This window comes from Veillonella sp. S13053-19 (genome assembly GCF_002959835.1).
In the GTDB taxonomy this organism is placed as follows: Bacteria; Bacillota; Negativicutes; order Veillonellales; family Veillonellaceae; genus Veillonella; species Veillonella rogosae.
The window spans coordinates 24,908-44,017 of sequence record NZ_PPDA01000010.1; the positions used below are offsets into that span (position 1 = coordinate 24,908).

Below are 19,110 nucleotides of genomic sequence, written 5' to 3' on the forward strand. Positions count from 1 at the left end.
ATCTTTGCTTTTTGCAGCAATTTATGACAATTCTTTTATAGCTTTATACAACATATCACACACATAGTCAATTTGAGCTTTACTGTGTGCTGCTGTAACAGTCAAGCGAATCCGACTTTCACCAACAGGGACTGTAGGCGGACGAATGGCTGTGCCAATGATTCCAGCCTCATATAGATAATTAGATACAGCTAAGGCATCTTCATTCTTGCCAATAAGAATTGGAAAAATTGGCGTATCATCTGTAGCATCTATGCCCAGAGAATTTAATCGGTCTGACATATAGCCTACATTGTGTTGCAAATGTTCCAAAACAGATGTATCAGAATCAATAATTTGTAGTGCAACGAGAGCAGCCCCAATATCTGCTGGAGACAATGCGGTAGAGAATATAAAACTACGGCTCGTATTAACAAGATAATCAACAATTGTACTATTAGCAGCCACATAGCCCCCTACTGATCCAAGGGATTTGCTCAATGTGCCAAGTTGTATATCTATCTCTTTTTCAAGACCGAAATAGGCAGCTGTACCATGGCCATTGCCGATAGTCCCTGTAGCATGTGCATCATCCACCATGAGCAATGCATTATATTCACGACTCAGTTCATATAGCTTATCTAATGGTGCAATATCACCATCCATGCTAAAGACACCATCAGTAATGATGAGTTTTCGTGCACTACGATCTGCTTGTTTTAGTAGATACTTTAATTTCTCTACATCGCAATGACCATACGCCTTTATGGATGCATTACTTAAACGACAGCCATCAATGATACTAGCATGATTTAAAGCATCGCTAAAGATAATAGTGTTCTTATCTGCAATAGCCGAAATTGTTCCTACATTAGCCATATAACCTGTATTAAATACTAATGCTTTTTCTGTATTCTTAAATGTTGCCAATGCATTTTCAAGCTCTGTAAATAATGGAAATGTTCCAGACACAAGTCGAGACCCACCTGAACCAGTACCATATTGTTGTGCCCCTTTTACAGCCCCTTCTATGACACGAGGATCAAAGGTAAGGCCTAAATAATTATTAGAAGCCATCATCAAGTATTCTTTATCATCTCGCTTCACGCGCACTGCATCTATAGGGCAGTATTCTTTTAAGGTCCGCAAATTATGATTGTCAATTTTATGATTTAGTTGTTCTTTAAAAAACTTATACATTATGTCTCCGTTGAACAAGTACTGGAGTCTTCTCCAAGTACTCAATTATACTGTCTCTATCTATGTCTGACCGCACAAAAAATACACGGCCTCCTATAGCCGAGCCCAATTCTTTCATGTTAGGAATGCGATGGTATATTCCGTTACATGCAACATATCCTACCGTATAATCTGGATCATCAGACCAACATAATTCACCTACGATCCCCTTACCGGATTGCACCTTAGATGCTAATACTAAAGCCTCACGCATATGATCATTGTCCCCTAATGCTTCAGAATCAAAGGAGTCCATATGACTAACGCGAACACCTCGATTACCTACATCAATTCGTTTCCCAGTTGTAGCATCTACTAACATAGCACCACGTATAGAAGAATCTAATTCTTTTAAGAGAGTAATAGCATTTTGAATAGCTACCTCCGTAATCTCAGGACCTTGTAAAAACTCGATAGCTAATTGATGAGCCTCTGCAATCGTTTTGGCCCTATGTTCTTCTACTTCTAAACAATCGATATATATTATCTCATTAGATGGGATTAGATCTACTATAATATTTATAAAATCAGCTGTTCCTTTACTGTGATGCAAGGCGCGGTCAGCTAAGGATTGAGCTATAACCCCTACTTCTTCTAATTTCACAATACGCTCTGCCCCAGAAATATGGTGGCCCCCTTTTTCATGGGGACCACCTTGAGCTGCACGCATGCGTACACTATATAGTTCACTCATTATGACACCTTGCCTTTAAGAAGATCATTTTGTGGTACTTGGCTGTGAATTTTACGGAATACTTTCACAAATACAGGTGCCATAATAACAGTAAAAATCATACCTGGAACGGCTAAGGCAATCATTGGTAAAGCAGCCTTGCCAATATATAAGGACAAAGACAAACGTGCCAAAGCAGATGCAATTGGACCGGAAATCATAATGCCAATCATATGGTTTTGGCACATCCATAGGATAAGACCTACAATGAGGCGGAATTGCATGGCAATCATAACATTTAAAATAGATTGAGTACCTAAAGCTAAACCAATCAAACTAGATAAACAACCACTGATAATATATTTTTTGAAACCAAACACGGCACATATAGCTACCGCTAATGGCGCAGATAATTGAAACTCTATGCCAGGAATAATATTAGGTATTTTGATAGCTCCTAGTACTGTAATCATCGCTGTTAAGATGGCAATTTCTGTAATGTACCGAATGTTCTGATTCATAGTTTTCTCCTCTACTTAGATAATGTTAACTACAAACACCTCTTCTTGTTTACATTATAAATTCTACATGTATTTTTATCAACTTAAAATTGTGATTAAGTTAACAAATAAACAACAATACACATCTAAACATGTAGCACCTTAAAAGTACAAAGTATGTTCCAACAAAAAAAGAATCGAGTACTAATGACTCGATTCCTTTTAGTTTAATATTTTTGCTGCTCTTTAATTCGTTTAGCAATGTCACGCTTAGCATCGCGTTCTGCCATATCTTGACGTTTATCGTATAACTTCTTACCAGTTACAAGGCCTACTGTAACCTTCACATAGCCATGGCTAAAATGGAAGTTAAGTGGCACTAAGGAGAACCCCTTTTCCTTAACTTGAGCGTGTAATTTATTGATTTCAGATTTATGCATCAACAACTTACGTGTACGCTCTGGCTCATGGTTAAAACGGTTGCCTTGTTCATAAGGACTAATATGAACGCCATACAACAAAATTTCCCCTTTATCTATACGACAAAAACTATCTTTTAGATTAAGCTTGCCTTGACGGATAGATTTAATTTCAGTACCTGTTAAAGCAATACCTGCTTCATAGGTTTCATGAATATGAAAATCATGACGCGCTTTACGATTGTCAGCAATAAGGGATGGACTTGATTTCTTTGCCATATTTACCTCTATCGTTTACGTTTACTTTTAGATTTCTTGGATTGACTACGTTTTGTGGATTTATTCGACTTCTTACGGCTTGACTTACCTTTTCCAGATTTTTTACTGAAAGCATCATATCTAGAACGACTTGATTTTGAATCATCTCTTCTAGAAGACTTTCTGCCTTTCTTACTAGAAGATTTACGATCTTTAGGACTACCAAATCCATCTCGACTAGATGCATAATCAGAACCATTGCGCAATTGCTCTTGAATAGCAATCAAGTTATCTACTTCACCTAGAACAAAATCAATTTGTTTCTTTTCTACATCGGCTTTTACAAGGGTAACAGTAACCTTATCACCTAGGTGATATGTTTTACCAGTACGTTTGCCAACGAGAACAAAATGTTCTTCGTCAAAGAAATAGTAATCATCGTTCATCATGCTAATATGAACGAGACCATCAATACCGTTTGCTAACTCAACAAACATACCAAAGGATGTAATACTTGCAATACGACCTTCAAAGACTTCACCAACGAATGGCACCATATATTGTGTCTTTTTAAGATCTGTCGTTTCTCGTTCAGCCTCAGTAGCCACTTGCTCTTGAATGGAAGAGTGTTCCACCGCATCAGCTAAAAAGGCTTCCTCTACATCACGCTTGGAGTACCCATTTTTCCAATGCATATCTGCTTTTAACAGACGATGAACCATCAAATCCGGGTAACGTCGTATTGGAGATGTAAAATGCGTATAACATGAAGATGCCAAACCAAAGTGACCTGCATTTTCTATGCTGTATTTTGCTTGTTGCATAGATCGTAAGGTCATAATTTGAGCTACTTGCTCAATATCCTGTCCCTTCACTGCATCTAAGATTTTTTGGAAATCTCGCGGTGTTACGCCATCTGCACTAAGAACGAGATTTTGACCTAAGTAATTTAATACCTTTTGGAATAAATCTAACTTTTCTTCACTTGGACTTTCATGAATACGATATACGGAAGTACGATTTGTATTCTTCAAGTGAGTCGCAACCGTTTCATTGGCGATAAGCATACATTCTTCGATAAGACGCTCTGCCATTGTGCGATCCCGTTTAACGATACGCAACGGCGTACCATCCTGGTCAAGTAAAACCTTATATTCAGGAAAATCAAAGTCTAAAGCACCTCTACGACGTCGCATACGATTTAAAACCTTCGAAATCTCTGCCAAATCCCGTAGCATAGGCATAAAGTCTTGTAAATCATCGGGAATGATATTTTCTTCCAGTGCTTTATATACTTCTTTATAGCTACAACGTCGTCCAACATGGATAATAGATGGTCTAATACGATAATTAACTACCGTACCAGCATCATCAATTTCCATCATACAGGTCATCGCATAGCGATCTTCATGGGCATTTAAGCTACAAATACCATTTGATAATACCTCAGGTAACATCGGTACTACACGGTCTACTAAATAAACAGATGTTCCTCGCTTATAGGCCTCATTATCGATAGCTTGGCCAGACGTTACATAATGGCTTACGTCTGCAATATGTACGCCTAATTCATAATTACCATTTGGTAATTTACGACCACTCACAGCATCATCGAGATCTTTTGCATCCTCACCATCGATAGTAACCATTTGTAAATCTCGAAGGTCCCAACGTTTTGGGTCTTCATGGATAATAGTATCGATTTTCTTACTAGCCTTAATAACCTCATCAGGGAAAGCAAAAGGAATCTTATGATTCGCCATAATGCAGTTAATATCAAGGCCTACATCGCCTTTATAGCCTAGAATTTCTGTTATAACACCTTCTGGCTTTTTATCGCCTTCAGGCCATTTTGTGATGTTAACTAATACTTTAGCGCCACTACGAGCATCTAAGGTATTTTTTAACTCTACAAAGATATCTGTACCGATACGTTCATCATCAGGTATAACAAAGCCAAAGTGTTGTTGTCTATCATAGGTGCCAACTACAGTTTCATTAGCACGCTCAATAACATCAACAATAATGCCTTCTCGTTTATGTTTTGTATAGTCAGATGGCACTACGCGAACACGCACCTTGTCATTATGCATGGCAGTGCCTTTATTTTGTTCAGCCACATAAATATCTTCATCATCGAGCATGATAACAAAGCCGTAAGATTTACGATATCCTTTGTAAATGCCTTCATATTCTTCATGCTGTTGCTCTTCATATTGATATACATCAGGTCGCGTACAAGTTAATACGCCTTCCCGAGCAAGCATTTTAGCAGAACGAATAAACATTTCTAGGTCCTTACCACCTCGAATATGGTTATCCATTGCTGCATCTTCAATATGATATGCATGTGGTTGGATAGATTTATAAAAGTCCAATACTTTTTTCTTCAAATTTTCACCCCCTTAGGATATAAAAAGAAAAAGCCTGCAATGCAGGCTTTCATCATTAGAATTGATTAATCATTGCCCCTAATACTAAGCTCAACACAGCAAAGATAATCCCTAAAATAATTGTACATCTAGATAAGAAACCGTCTACACCACGGGCCTTGCCACCAAAAGAGGAGTCTGCCGCACCAGAAACAGCACCACCCATGCCAGAGCTTTTGCTATTTTGTGCCACAACTACAACGATTAATAAAATAGATACGATTACTTCTAGGATCATTAAAAAATTTGTCACGACTGTCATCCTTCCTGTGAGGCTCTAGGCGAACCCAATACACGATGTTCTAAATACTTCTCTAATTTACGTTTAACCCTTTGCAGTGCATTGTCAATAGATTTAACACTGCGATCTGTGACCTCAGCCATTTCTTGATAAGAACGTCCGTCTAGATATCCTTCCAAGACCTCCCACTCGAGATCACTTAAAATATGACCGATATTGCGCTCAATATCATCCAATTCCTCTTGGCTGATAATGAGATCCTCAGGGTTTGTAACCTTTGCGGATGATAGCATTTCGATCAATGTACGCTCTGATTCCTCTGTATATACCGGTTTATTAAGAGATATATAGGAATTTAAAGGCGCATGTTTTTGTCTTGTAGCCGATTTAATGGCCGTTATGATTTGTCTAGTTATACACAATTCTGCAAAGGCTCTGAAAGACGCTAATTTATCATGTTTAAAATCGCGCGTCGCCTTGTAGAGTCCAATCATACCTTCTTGGATAATGTCCTCTCGATCCGCACCTACTAAAAAATAGGAACGGGCCTTAGCTCGAACAAAGTTCTTATATTTATTTACAATATAATCGATTGCAAACACATTTTGCTCTTCTTGAGCTATGACCACAACTTGCTCATCGGTCATTTCCTTGAAATTGTAATCGGACTTGCGTGTATGAATTAGTTCCATAAGCTCCTCCTTACAATTGAGCGTGAAAAACCAATATATTTATTATACTGGAAGTGTATTTGATTTTCAACTATCAATGGCCACGTCGCAATTTCTCTAGCTTTTCAGCCACTTCAGGAGATAATAAGCCCCCTACTTCATTACGTCGTAAGCTAATTTGATCTCGTCTATGTTCATGAGCATATTGCTGTCGTTCCTCTTCCTTAGCAAGACGAATCATATTCTGTAGTTCTCGTGCAGGGATTCGCAACCCGCCAGACCCAAGAATTTGATTCTGTTCTGCCCCATCAGAAGTCACAACATATACATTGGTATATTTGCCTTTACGCAAAAATACCTCTCGTTCTATAAAGGAGTCTGCCGTTTCTCCATCATCAGTATAGACTTCTATGAAACCATCAGTAATAACTTCAACGGAACCACCAGATTTCGTATATTTACCGTCAAATACAAGGATTACTTCATATCCCTTAAATTTTCCGTAATTTAATAGCTTATCTCTCAGTTCCATTCGAGCATGCTCTAATGATTCATGTGCTAATTTCTTTAGATGAGTCCAGGCGAAGATCACATTATAGCCATCTACAATTAAGATATCTTTTAACATAGTTATTTCGCTTGGCGTTGACGTACCGCCTCATACATGAGAACAGCAGCTGCAACAGATGCATTTAAGGAGTTTAAATTCCCATACATAGGGATCGTTACAAGGAAGTCACAAGCCTCTTTTACAACGCGACTAATCCCCTTTCCTTCGTTACCAATGACGATAACCGTAGGAATCGTCATATCCGCCTCATACAAGGTACGATCACCTTCCATATGGGCCCCCATAACCCAAAAACCTTGTTTTTGTAGTTGCTTAATAGTTTGAGCCACGTTGCCGACTTGTACTAGGGGAATTTGTTCAATAGCCCCAGCAGAAGTTTTAGCAACTGTCGCATTAATAGGCGCATTATGACGCTTAGGAATGAGTACAGCCGTAGCCCCTACACATTCTGCAGTACGAATGATAGCCCCCATATTATGAGGATCCTCTACACCATCTGTTAAGATGAGCAACGGTACTTCATGTGTAGTTTCTTGTAATACTTCGCCCAATTCCTTAAATTGTACCGCCGATACTAGGGCAATAACCCCCTGATGTGGCACATCTAAGTCGTACTTATTCATCTGTTTAATAGGTGTTGGTCTAACTTCAATACCTTGGGATTTAGCAAGACCAACAATATCAGCTAAACCAGTTTTCACCTTATCTTCGCTGACCATAATACGTTGAATTGAACGACCACTTTTAAGGGCTTCTTTAACCGCATTGCGGCCTACAATATAATTGTCCATACTACATACCTCGAAGAGTTATAGAAAAGGCTTGCCCCATAATATGTTGTAAGCGCTCATCTTGACGCGTTTCATAAAGAAAACCTAGTACAGCTTCAAAGGCCGTACTACTGCGATATTCTTGAACAGAACTGCTCTTTGGTACATTGACATTACTATTTCTAGCTCGTCTAGCAATAGCTTGTTCTTGTTCTGTGAAAGTATCTTCTATCTCAAACAACACTTTCGCTTGTGACTTAGCACAAATAAATTCAGTAACAATAGTGTGTAACACTTGTACCTTCGTAATATTCATTTGTACTACTCGCTCACGTACATACATGGAGTACACTGCATCACCAATATAGGCAAGCATGACTGCGTCAGCACTAAGGCACTCCTCAATAGTTCTATTACGCAAACGAAGCGGCTCTTGTTTAAGAGCCGTCAGTTTTTTTATCGCTTCATTCTTTAAGAATTGAAATTGTTTAAACTTCACGTTTTTTCCACCGTGCACCTTGAGGGGAATCCTCAATAGTAATACCGATTTCAGCCAAGCGATCGCGGATGCAATCAGCTAATGCCCATTGTTTTTGTTCACGGCACGCTTGACGTACAGACAAGATAACTTGCATTAATTCTTCGTATTCAGCAGCGTTAGCACCAGTGTTGCCTTCCCATGCTTTTTCAAGAACGCCAATCACATCTGTCATGAATTTGAAGATGCGTTTAACTTCGGCAATCGCTTCTTGGCAAACAACGCCTTCTCTGCTTGTTACAGCTTGGTAATAGATATTGATTTCCTTTGCGAGACCAAACATGCTAGATGTTGCTAAAGCAGTGTTAAAGTCGTCGCTCATAGCAGCCTCAAATTCTTCTTCGTATTCTTTTGCTTTTTCTAATAAACGCTGAGCTTCATCACATGAACCTGGTTCACATTTTTCAAGGTAAAGAAGGTTTTCAATAGCTGTACTTAAACGTTCTAAAGATTTATTTGCTTCTTCTAAGCGCTCATCAGAGAAGTCCAATGGGCTGCGATAATGCGTACTCAACAAGAAGTAACGCAAAGCGTCAGGGCTATATTGTTCTAAAATATCTTTTACCAAGAAGAAGTTATTCAAAGATTTAGACATTTTTTCAGAGTTGATAGTAATAAAGCCATTGTGCAACCAGTAACGAACTGCTGGATGTTGGCCAGAACAACCTTCGGATTGAGCGATTTCATTTTCATGGTGTGGGAAGATCAAATCACTACCACCACCATGGAAATCAAATTCTGTACCTAAGTATTTTTGGCTCATAGCAGAACATTCGATATGCCAACCTGGGCGACCATTGCCCCATGGGCTTTCCCAATATGGCTCACCTGGTTTTGCCGCTTTCCACAATGCAAAGTCCATAGGATTTTTCTTGCGACCGTCTACTTCAATTCGAGCGCCTGCTTCCATATCGTCTAATGTACGACCAGACAATTCGCCATAATGTTCAAATTTATCAACACTATAGTACACATCGCCATCGAGTTCGTAAGCATAGCCTTTTTCAATCAATGTATTAATCATAGCAATGATATCTTCAATATGTGTAGAAACACGAGGATAAATGTCAGCACGTTGTACGCCTAATGCATCCATTACTTCAAAATAACTATCGATATAACGATTTGCAATAGTATCCCAAGATACGCCTTCACCATTAGATGTATTGATGATTTTGTCATCTACGTCAGTAAAGTTTTGTACATAAGTTACTTTATAACCAACATGTTTCATGTATCGACGAATTACATCCCATGTTACGAAAGGACGTGCGTTGCCGATATGAGGATGATTATATGGTGTAACACCACATACATACATTTTTGCCTCACCTGGTGTAACAGGATTGAATACCTCTTTTTGGCGTGTCATAGTATTATAAACTGTAATTTCTCTCATCGTTACCGATGCCTCCATTTTTGTAAATAAAAAAGACCTCTCATCTCATACAGAGACGATGGTCCGCGGTTCCACTCTGTTAGGTACCAGCAGTGGCACCCACTCATCGCATAACGGCGCGTCACCGGACAAACCTACCTATAATCGGAGTGTCAGCTCGTGAATGCATTTCGTCTACCTATCCATGAACCCTCCCACCATCGGTTCTCGCTAAAAAGTTAGTTGTAGAGTACTTCTTTCAGTCCTAGCTTTTAATTTTATCTATATTTAGATTTAGAGTTATTTTACCAAATAATGCTATAGAAAGTCAATATTCATAAGAAAAATCCTCATCATTTAAAATTAGTTATTAGCTTATTATACATAGATTTTCAGCTAATTAATTTTTAAATGATGAGGATTAGTATAATCAAAATATTTGACTGCTATTATCACTATTAACAATAACGTTTATATAAAACACGTTAATAGTAATTGCTATAATCTAAATCAATTAAGACTAAGCGTTCTCCAACTTCTCTTGATCGTCATGTTTACGGCAAATACCAGCAAAGATAGAGCCTGTAAAGTTATGAATAATAGAGAACACTGCACCTGCTACCGCAGCTTGTGGTGTAAAATGTTTAAGTGCAAGAGAAACGGACAATGCAGAGTTTTGCATCGCTACTTCGATTTGCATTGCACGACGAGAAGAAATATCAATGCTTAATGCTTTACATATAAAGTACGTTACAATATAACCACTCACATTTTGCACTAAACAAGCAACGAAAATGATGAAACCTGTTTCAGCAATTTGTTTTTGGTTTACTGCTGTAACAGCAGCTAAAATGAGCAATACTGCAATAGCTGCAATTGTTGGACATACATCTTTAACAGGTTCAATTTTAGATCCAATGAAGTAATTCAATACGATACCTAGAACGATTGGTACTAATACGATTTTTACGATAGACATAAACATCGGCATGAATTGAATATCAATAGAGGAAGTGGCCCCTGCATACAAAACAACAAATAAAGGTGTTAAAATTGGCGCTAACAACGTAGATACAGTCGTTGCAGATACGGATAATGGCACATTACCGTTGGCAAGGAATGTCATTACATTAGACGCTGTACCACCTGGACAAGCACCTAACAAGATGAAACCAATACCAATTTCTGGTGGGAAATTAAATAGTATGGCAACCAAGAAGCCTGCCAAAGGCATCCATAAGAACTGAATAACAGATACGAGGATGACCTTCATTGGTTGTTTGAATACATCAAGGAATACTTGTGCGGTCAAAGTTAAACCCATTGCAAACATGACGAATTGTAACATGTACGCAATGTAAGGCGTCATCCAAGAGAAAACTGTCGGTAATAAATAGGCTAATACAGCCATCAATAGTACAATCCAAGATAAGTAACTATTGAATAAGTGGTTAATAGAACGAATAACACTCATAAAAACACTCACTTTCATAATATATAAAATAAAATACGCCGACTATTATAACATTTCTATAGAATAATCTCAATATACATAAAAAAGCTCTCATAACTACAGTTATGAGAGCTCTCTGCGATTCTCTATAAAGATTATTTTGCTAAAGCACCTATGATCTCTATAAAGATTATTTAGTTAAAGCACCTACATTGTCTAAATTATGTAAGCATTTTTCTTTACCAAGCAAGGTAACGATATTGTTCAAATCAGGACCATGCATTTGACCTGTTAATGCAACGCGGATTGGCATGAATACAAATTTACCTTTCAAAGCAGTTTCTTTCATTACCGCCTTAATAGTTGCTTTTACAACTTCAGGTGTAATTTCATCAAGTTCAGCTAATGCATTGCGGAAAGCGCTGAGAACTGTAGGAGCTGTTTCTTCATTCAATACAGCACGCAATTCCTCTTCGTGACCTTCTTCAAGGAATACAGTTTCACCCATGAACATGCCTACGTAATCTTTAATTTGAGCACCATAGCTAATATGGTCGCGGAATGTAGCGCATAACAATGTCAACCAATCGATATCAGCTTGATTTAAGCTATCTGGAGCCAAACCAACCTCTTTCAAATGTGGCAAGCAAAGATGGAATAAATCTTCGTCGCTCAAATTTTTCATATAGTGGAAGTTGATATGGTTTAATTTATCAATATCAAATACTGCTGGGTTCTTAGCTACGCGATCCATAGAGAAGGCTTGAATCAATTCATCTGGTGTGAAAAACTCTTCTTCCCCTTCAGGCGCCCAACCAAGAAGTGCTAAGAAGTTTACAAGTGCTTCCGGCAAGTAACCCAATTGTTTGTATTGTTCAACAGATGTAGCGCCGTGACGTTTAGACATTTTCTTGTAATCTTTACCGAGAATCAAAGAAATATGACCAAATTTAGGAATATCCCAACCAAGAGCTTCGTAAATAGCCATTTGACGTGGTGTATTAGATAAATGTTCCTCAGCGCGAATAACATGAGTAATGCCCATCATGTGATCGTCCATTACTACCGCAAAGTTATATACAGGAATACCATCGGATTTAACGATAACGAAGTCACCTACACCGTTGGATTCAAAGGATACGCGACCACGTACCATATCGTCGAAAGTATATGTTTTATTCAAAGGCACGCGTAAACGAATTGTCGGTTTACGACCTTCTGCAATATATTTAGCCTTTGTCTCTTCATCTAAGTGATCACAATGACCATTATATTTAGGTGTTTCGCCGCGATCCATTTGATCTTGGCGTACAGCGTCTAACTCTTCAGCAGAGCAGTAACATTCGTAAGCATGACCTTCATCTAATAGACGTTGTGTTACCTCTTTATATAGTTCAAGACGTTCTGTTTGACGATACGGGCCATTTTCACCACCTACGTCTACACCTTCATCCCAGTTCATACCAAGCCATTGTAAAGAAGCCTTGATATTTTCTTCACTTTCACGGGTAGAACGAGATAAATCTGTATCTTCAATGCGCAATACAAATGTGCCTTTTTCTTTACGTGCTAATAGCCAGTTAAATAAAGCAGAACGAGCGCCACCAATATGGAATGGCCCCGTAGGGCTTGGAGCAAAACGAACTTTCATGGAACTCATGATTATACCTCTCCTTCATATACAGAAACGACAGCTTGTGCAGCAATGCCTTCACGGCGCCCAATAGCACCAAGCATTTCATTCGTTGTCGCTTTAATACTAATGCGATCTAATGGTATTTCCAATACAGACTGTAAATTAGCCTTCATCGTATCAATGTGAGGTTTCAATTTAGGAGTCTCAGAAATAACCATAATATCAATATTATAGGCTTGTAACCCACGTTCTTTCAATAAGGAATTTACCTTTTCTAGTAAAAGCATACTAGAAATCCCTTTATATTGGTCATCTTCAGGGGGGAAGTAATAACCAATATCTCTTAAACCGGCAGCACCTAACATAGCATCCATTAAGGCGTGAATGAGAACGTCCGCATCGGAATGACCATCTGGGCCAAGCTCAGATTCAATTTGAACGCCCCCTAAGATGCATGGACGGCCTGCTTTTAATTGATGAATATCATAACCAAATCCAACGCGCATATGCTTATCCTCAATTCCTAAATATCGTTTTGCTACGGCAATATCATTTGGCGTTGTCACCTTGATATTACAGTAATCACCTTCTACTATATGTACGGACTTTCCTAAAAATTCCACAAGAGATACATCATCAGTCCCTAAATGGTTTAAATCATGAGCCCTTTGATGGGCCTCTTTAAACAAATCTTTTTGAAAGCCTTGCGGTGTTTGAATTTGGTATAGCTCACTGCGTTTTAATGTTTCAATAACAGTATGTTCTGTATCAACACGTTTAATCGTATCTGTAGCAGGCACACCAACTGTAGCAGCACCATATGTGTTAGCTGCCTCAGCGACAGCACCAAACATTTCTGTAGAGGCTAATGGACGTGCTCCATCATGAACAAGGACGATGTTACTAGATTCATCAACCGCCTTAAGGCCGCAAGCAACGGAGTCTTGACGCTCAGCACCACCAAGAACGATGTGCACAGGTACTGTAAGGTCCAAGACCTTAATGTGTTCAGCCATATAGTCTTGTTCACCATCAGCTACAACGAGAATAATTTCGTTTAAGCCAGATAAGTTAGCAACATTCTGCAAAGTACGTTGAATAATAGAATAACGGCCAAGGGGTATAAATATTTTATTTTCTTTATATGCCATACGGCGTCCCGCCCCTGCAGCGAGAACGATACAGCTAATTACCTTGTCCATTTTGTCCCCCATCTACACGAGCAAAGATCATGCGACCTGCACTCGTTTGTAGTATAGATGTAACCATAACTTCAACATTTTGCCCTACATAAGGTCTACCGTCTTCTACGACAATCATCGTACCATCATCAAGATACGCTACACCTTGGTGTACTTCCTTACCTTCCTTCATGACTTGTACGCGAATCCACTCACCTGCAATAAGAGCTGGTTTTAACACATTTGCTAATTCATTGAGGTTAAGCACTTCAATACCTTGTACGCGAGCTACCTTATTCAAGTTAAAATCATTGGTCATCAACTTCCAATGTTTATCTAAGGCAAGGCGCATCAACTTAGAATCGACTTCTTTAAGATCATCATAATCGTCTTCTACAACTTCAATAGCAACCTTATTAGCATCTTGCATATCTTTCAAAATATCGAGGCCTCGACGACCGCGGTTGCGTTTTGTAGCATCTGCAGAGTCCGAAATAATTTGTAACTCGTTTAATACAAAGAGTGGAACCATTAGAGGTCCTTCAATAAAGCCTGTATTGCAGAGTTCTTTAATACGACCATCAATGATAACAGATGTGTCTAATAATTTAGGCGTACTAGAAGCTTTATCTGATTTATGGGTGGAGAACATTTTAAAGCGACTTGTTTTTTTAGTGCCGTCTCCACCCCATTGTTGTACGTAGTTATTGTACATTTCAGGACCTTTACGGGCCATGAGCTTAAGCCCACTATAACCAAAAATAGCGCTAAGAATTATAGGAATATAAGGTCCTATAATAGGCACTTGATTGAATGCAACACCAATTAAATTTGCAATAATAAGACCGAATAATAAACCGATGGTGCCTGCAATCAATTCTTGATTTGGAATATGAGTGAGAACGCGCTCTAAACGTTTAGCAATTACTAACCCTTGTTTCAAAATAAATGATGAAATCAAATAGCCAATAATAATACCTAATAATGTACCAATAATTAATACTGCAATACGTGCAACTGTTAATGACATATCCCCGAAAGACTCAAATTGAGATACCAAATACGGGTCGATAATAGGCGCCAAAGTATCCATCCCTACATAGGCAGCTGTACCTACAAGAATGGCTATTACATAGCGCAAGATCCGATAAATCATCAAATCACCTCCTAATTAAGAAAACACGAGTTGCATCGCCTCTTGAATAGATTTGACGCCTCTAATCTTGATAGAACTATCATTATCCTTGATTTGCTTATAATTGCCTTCAGGAATAATAAACTTTTTAAAGCCTAGTTTTTTAGCTTCATTGATACGCTGCTCGATGCGTGGAATGCTTCGAACGTTTCCAGTTAAACCGACCTCTCCTAAGATAACCATGTCCGTAGGAACGATACGATTTTTTAAATTAGATACTATTGCTACAGCCATAGACAAGTCACATGCTGGCTCGTTTACTTTAAGTCCACCAATAACGTTAACATACACGTCCTTATTACCCAATGTAAAGCCACAACGTTTTTCTAATACCGCTAAAAGTACAATCAAACGGTTTAGATCATAGCCTATTGCCGTTCTTCTAGGCATACCAAAGGCCGTGGTAACCACCAAACTTTGCACCTCTACTAAGATGGGACGAACCCCTTCGAGGTAAATCATGACAGCGCTGCCGCTTTCCTCATCAGACCGTTCTGCCAATAATGAAGCTGAAGGGTTGGATAATTCTTGTAAGCCTTCTTCAACCATGGCGAAAATACCAGTTTCAGATGTAGAGCCGAAACGATTTTTGATGGATCGCAATATGCGAAACTGATAGGATCGTTCCCCTTCAAAGTAAAGCACTACGTCTACCATATGCTCTAACATACGTGGGCCAGCGATATTACCTTCTTTTGTGACATGACCAATAATAACCGTAGGAATATTGCGTTCTTTACAAAATCGAAGGAGTCGAGATGTACATTCTCGAACTTGACTTACACTGCCTGGAGCAGCATCAATATCGCCAGTATACATGGTTTGAATAGAGTCAATGACAAGTAAAGACGGCGTCATTGCATCAGCTTGCTCAAGTATATGATCTAAGTCTGTATCTGCAATAACTTGTAAACGTTCACTATTGATATGTAGTCGTTCTGCCCGAAGCTTGAGTTGTAACTGAGACTCTTCCCCTGATGCATAGAGAACTGTACCAACAGTATCTGCTACCTTTTGGGAGACTTGCAATAATAGTGTAGATTTACCAATACCTGGATCGCCACCTAAGAGCATTAATGCACCAGGTACTATGCCACCGCCTAATACGCGATCAATTTCACCAAAGGTTGTAGACACACGTGCAATAGATGAAATTTCAATATCTGGTAAAGCTGTAGGCTTAGTGGTTTGATTCCCTACACCACGGGAAGGAGTACGGCTATGTTTAGTTTCTTTAATAATTTCTTCAACTAATGTATTCCATTCGCCACATTGTGGACAACGGCCCATCCACTTAGAAGATTCAGCCCCACAATTTTGACAGAAGAATACTGATTTTGCTTTTGCCATAATGCCTCAAAATGTTTTAATAAGAAAAGAAAGGTCATGAATGATAACCATTCATGACCTTTTATGCATAATTTTACTACATGGTTAACTATCATTATTTTATAGTATACCATTTAACCCATATTTTTTATATGAAAGGTAGTCATTAACTGTATATTTTGTATTTTTTTATACGCTGACAACGATCTCGTTATCCTTCACATCTGCTTTTATAGTTTTTCCTTCTGTAGCATCTCCTTTCAAAATAAGGTCTGATACAGGATCTTCAATCAATCGTTGAATAGCTCGTTTTAGTGGTCGAGCCCCCATTGTAAAATCAGAACCTTCCTTAACGAGTAATTGCATCGCCTCAGATGTGATTTCTAATTGAAGCTCACGCTCTTTAAGTCGTTTTATAACATCACTCATCAAGATAGAGACAATTTGTTGTAAGTCCTCTTCAGTTAATGGTTCGAAAACAATCATTTCATCAATACGATTTAAAAATTCAGGTCTGAAATGACGTTTTACTGCATCCATCACAGATTTCTTAGCTTCTTTAAAATCTATACTATTAGATTGATTTGCAGAAGATTCAGATTTTTTAGGAGCTAAGAATCCAAGCTCTGGAGAGTTCTTATGTAAAGCTTTAGCACCTAAGTTACTCGTCATGATGATAACTGTATTTCTAAAATCTACAGTTCTACCTTGGCTATCAGTAAGGCGACCATCATCAAGAACTTGTAACAAGATATTAAAGAAATCTGCATGTGCTTTCTCTACTTCATCGAGAAGAATAACACTATATGGTTTACGACGTACCGCATCTGTTAGTTGACCACCTTCTTCATAGCCCACATAGCCTGGAGGGGCACCAACTAAGCGTGATACAGTATGCTTTTCCATATATTCAGACATATCAAGTCGAATCATAGCAGATTCATCGCCGAACAAGGAGGATGCAAGTGCTCTTGCTAGCTCAGTTTTACCTACCCCTGTTGGCCCTAGGAATAAAAATGAACCAATAGGACGTTTCGGATCCTTTAATCCAGCCCTTGCACGGCGCACAGCTTTAGCTACAGCAGTAACAGCATCATCTTGACCTACTACACGTTTATGGAGTTCTTCTTCCAAATGGAGCAACGTTTCAGATTCTTCTTCTGCTATTTTAGCCACTGGAATCCCTGTCCATTGTGCCACTACTGCTGCTATATCGTCTTCCGTAACTACTAACTTTTGATCACTTTCTTCTTTTGCTACAGATTTTTTATCATCAATATCTTTTACTAGAGTTTTCTCTTCATCACGTAATTTAGCAGCCTTTTCAAAGTCTTGTGACGTAACGGCCGCTTCTTTCTCGTTTTTGACTACCTTTAGACGTTCTTCTAGAGCCTTAACATCAGGTGCTGCAGAAAATACTTCCATACGCACCTTAGATGCAGCTTCATCCACTACATCAATAGCTTTATCAGGCAAGAATCGGTCTGTAATATATCTACTTGATAAGGACACAGCTGCTTTTAACGCTTCATCGGTTATTTTAGCCTTATGGAACGCTTCATAGCGATCGCGTAAGCCCTTTAGAATTTCAAGGGCATCCTCTTCGTTAGGTTCTCCTACTTGAACAGGTTGGAAACGACGCTCTAAAGCAGCATCCTTTTCAATATGTTTTTTATATTCATCAAGGGTTGTAGCACCAATAACTTGGAACTCCCCACGTGCTAAAGCAGGCTTTAAAATATTGGCCGCATCCATAGCACCTTCAGTGGCACCGGCACCAACTAAAGTATGAATCTCATCGATAAAGATAATCATGTCGTCATGTTGTTGTACTTCATCGATAGCTTTTTTCAACCGTTCTTCAAATTCACCACGGTATTTAGCACCAGCAAGCATAGCGCCAATGCTAAGGGAAATAATTCTCTTATTCCGTAAAATCTCAGGTACATTACCGGTAACAATGCGCTGCGCTAAACCTTCGGCAATGGCAGTCTTACCTACCCCTGGCTCACCGATGAGAACAGGATTATTTTTGGTCCTACGGCTTAAAATTTGAATAACCCGTTGAATCTCAGTATCTCGACCGATAACAGGGTCAATTTTACCTTGTTTAGCATACTCATTAAGATCTGTAGCAAAATCAGATAAATCACCTAATTCGCCATCTCCATGAGAGCCTTCTTGACCATCATTATGGCCCTTGGAATTAGAACCTAGAATACTACGAATAGCATCTACTACATCATTAGTTCTAACATCCATGGATTGTAATATGGCAGCTGCCACACCGCTACCATCACTTAGTAAGCCTAGTAGAATATGCTCAGTACCTACATAATTATGGTTCATACGGTTTGCCATTTGAACTGCAAGTTCAAGTATATATTTAACGCGAGGGGTCATATATATAGAGGTCGCTTTTTTATTACCCCGACCTACATGGTCCTCTACAGCTTCAAAAATATCTTCTGTAACTATGCCAAGCTCTTCTAACGCCTTAGCTGCTACACTATTTTTAACCTTTGTAAGGCCGATGAGTACATGTTCAGTTCCCACATAGTCGTGCCCTAGCTCTAAAGCAGCCTCTTGTGCTAAAGAAAGGACTCGCTGTGCATCGTCTGTGAACCGTTGCATCATAATATCACCT

General features: G+C 38.8%; 17 protein-coding genes and 1 other annotated feature. All 17 genes read right to left on the reverse strand.

From position 1 onward, the window contains the following. Positions 1 to 21 precede the first annotated feature (21 nt). The gene (gene bioF, locus VEHSUH06_RS06615; protein ID WP_105098251.1) at positions 22 to 1,179 is read right to left on the reverse strand and encodes an 8-amino-7-oxononanoate synthase; all 1,158 of its coding nucleotides are present in this window, start codon (positions 1,177 to 1,179) and stop codon (positions 22 to 24) included. Continuing rightward, positions 1,172 to 1,912, reverse strand: a complete 741-nt coding sequence (locus tag VEHSUH06_RS06620; protein ID WP_105098252.1) for a 6-carboxyhexanoate--CoA ligase — start codon at positions 1,910 to 1,912, stop codon at positions 1,172 to 1,174. Before VEHSUH06_RS06620 ends, bioF begins: the two co-directional genes overlap by 8 nt. Next, entirely contained in the window at positions 1,912 to 2,412 is a 501-nt protein-coding gene (locus VEHSUH06_RS06625; protein ID WP_105098253.1) for a hypothetical protein, read from the reverse strand. Before VEHSUH06_RS06625 ends, VEHSUH06_RS06620 begins: the two co-directional genes overlap by 1 nt. Positions 2,413 to 2,618: 206 nt before the next feature. Next, the gene (smpB, locus tag VEHSUH06_RS06630) at positions 2,619 to 3,089 is read right to left on the reverse strand and encodes an SsrA-binding protein SmpB (protein WP_004695987.1); all 471 of its coding nucleotides are present in this window, start codon (positions 3,087 to 3,089) and stop codon (positions 2,619 to 2,621) included. A gap of 8 nt (positions 3,090 to 3,097) precedes the next feature. Continuing rightward, positions 3,098 to 5,461, reverse strand: a complete 2,364-nt coding sequence (gene rnr / locus VEHSUH06_RS06635) for a ribonuclease R (RefSeq protein WP_105098254.1) — start codon at positions 5,459 to 5,461, stop codon at positions 3,098 to 3,100. Between the two features lie 55 nt (positions 5,462 to 5,516). Next, the gene (secG, locus tag VEHSUH06_RS06640) at positions 5,517 to 5,753 is read right to left on the reverse strand and encodes a preprotein translocase subunit SecG (protein WP_009351331.1); all 237 of its coding nucleotides are present in this window, start codon (positions 5,751 to 5,753) and stop codon (positions 5,517 to 5,519) included. A gap of 5 nt (positions 5,754 to 5,758) precedes the next feature. Beyond that, entirely contained in the window at positions 5,759 to 6,433 is a 675-nt protein-coding gene (gene sigH / locus VEHSUH06_RS06645; RefSeq protein ID WP_105098255.1) for an RNA polymerase sporulation sigma factor SigH, read from the reverse strand. Between the two features lie 73 nt (positions 6,434 to 6,506). Beyond that, the gene (locus VEHSUH06_RS06650; protein ID WP_105098256.1) at positions 6,507 to 7,040 is read right to left on the reverse strand and encodes an NYN domain-containing protein; all 534 of its coding nucleotides are present in this window, start codon (positions 7,038 to 7,040) and stop codon (positions 6,507 to 6,509) included. Positions 7,041 to 7,042: 2 nt separating this feature from the next. Then, positions 7,043 to 7,774: a 23S rRNA (guanosine(2251)-2'-O)-methyltransferase RlmB gene (gene rlmB / locus VEHSUH06_RS06655; protein ID WP_105098257.1), complete on the reverse strand. Its 732-nt coding sequence runs from the start codon at positions 7,772 to 7,774 to the stop codon at positions 7,043 to 7,045. Position 7,775: 1 nt separating this feature from the next. Then, positions 7,776 to 8,252 carry a Mini-ribonuclease 3 gene (locus VEHSUH06_RS06660; protein WP_105098258.1) on the reverse strand — a complete coding sequence of 159 codons (477 nt, stop codon included), beginning with the start codon at positions 8,250 to 8,252 and terminating at the stop codon, positions 7,776 to 7,778. Next, positions 8,242 to 9,690, reverse strand: coding sequence for a cysteine--tRNA ligase (gene cysS / locus VEHSUH06_RS06665; RefSeq protein WP_105098259.1), 1,449 nt, complete (start codon positions 9,688 to 9,690; stop codon positions 8,242 to 8,244). The genes VEHSUH06_RS06660 and cysS overlap by 11 nt, the downstream gene beginning before the upstream one ends. 48 nt (positions 9,691 to 9,738) lie before the next feature. Next, positions 9,739 to 9,945, reverse strand: a binding site (T-box leader). 244 nt (positions 9,946 to 10,189) lie between these two features. Then, a complete protein-coding gene (locus tag VEHSUH06_RS06670; RefSeq protein WP_233187900.1) occupies positions 10,190 to 11,143 on the reverse strand; it encodes a bile acid:sodium symporter family protein in 954 nt (317 codons plus the stop codon). A gap of 169 nt (positions 11,144 to 11,312) precedes the next feature. Further along, positions 11,313 to 12,782, reverse strand: coding sequence for a glutamate--tRNA ligase (gene gltX / locus VEHSUH06_RS06675; RefSeq protein WP_105098261.1), 1,470 nt, complete (start codon positions 12,780 to 12,782; stop codon positions 11,313 to 11,315). A gap of 2 nt (positions 12,783 to 12,784) precedes the next feature. Further along, positions 12,785 to 13,960, reverse strand: coding sequence for a 2-C-methyl-D-erythritol 4-phosphate cytidylyltransferase (ispD, locus tag VEHSUH06_RS06680; RefSeq protein WP_105098262.1), 1,176 nt, complete (start codon positions 13,958 to 13,960; stop codon positions 12,785 to 12,787). Further along, positions 13,944 to 15,095 carry a PIN/TRAM domain-containing protein gene (locus VEHSUH06_RS06685; RefSeq protein ID WP_105098263.1) on the reverse strand — a complete coding sequence of 384 codons (1,152 nt, stop codon included), beginning with the start codon at positions 15,093 to 15,095 and terminating at the stop codon, positions 13,944 to 13,946. The genes ispD and VEHSUH06_RS06685 overlap by 17 nt, the downstream gene beginning before the upstream one ends. A 15-nt stretch (positions 15,096 to 15,110) precedes the next feature. Continuing rightward, a complete protein-coding gene (gene radA, locus VEHSUH06_RS06690) occupies positions 15,111 to 16,484 on the reverse strand; it encodes a DNA repair protein RadA (RefSeq protein WP_024065771.1) in 1,374 nt (457 codons plus the stop codon). 168 nt (positions 16,485 to 16,652) lie between these two features. Continuing rightward, positions 16,653 to 19,100: an ATP-dependent Clp protease ATP-binding subunit gene (locus VEHSUH06_RS06695; RefSeq protein WP_105098264.1), complete on the reverse strand. Its 2,448-nt coding sequence runs from the start codon at positions 19,098 to 19,100 to the stop codon at positions 16,653 to 16,655. Positions 19,101 to 19,110: the final 10 nt, after the last annotated feature.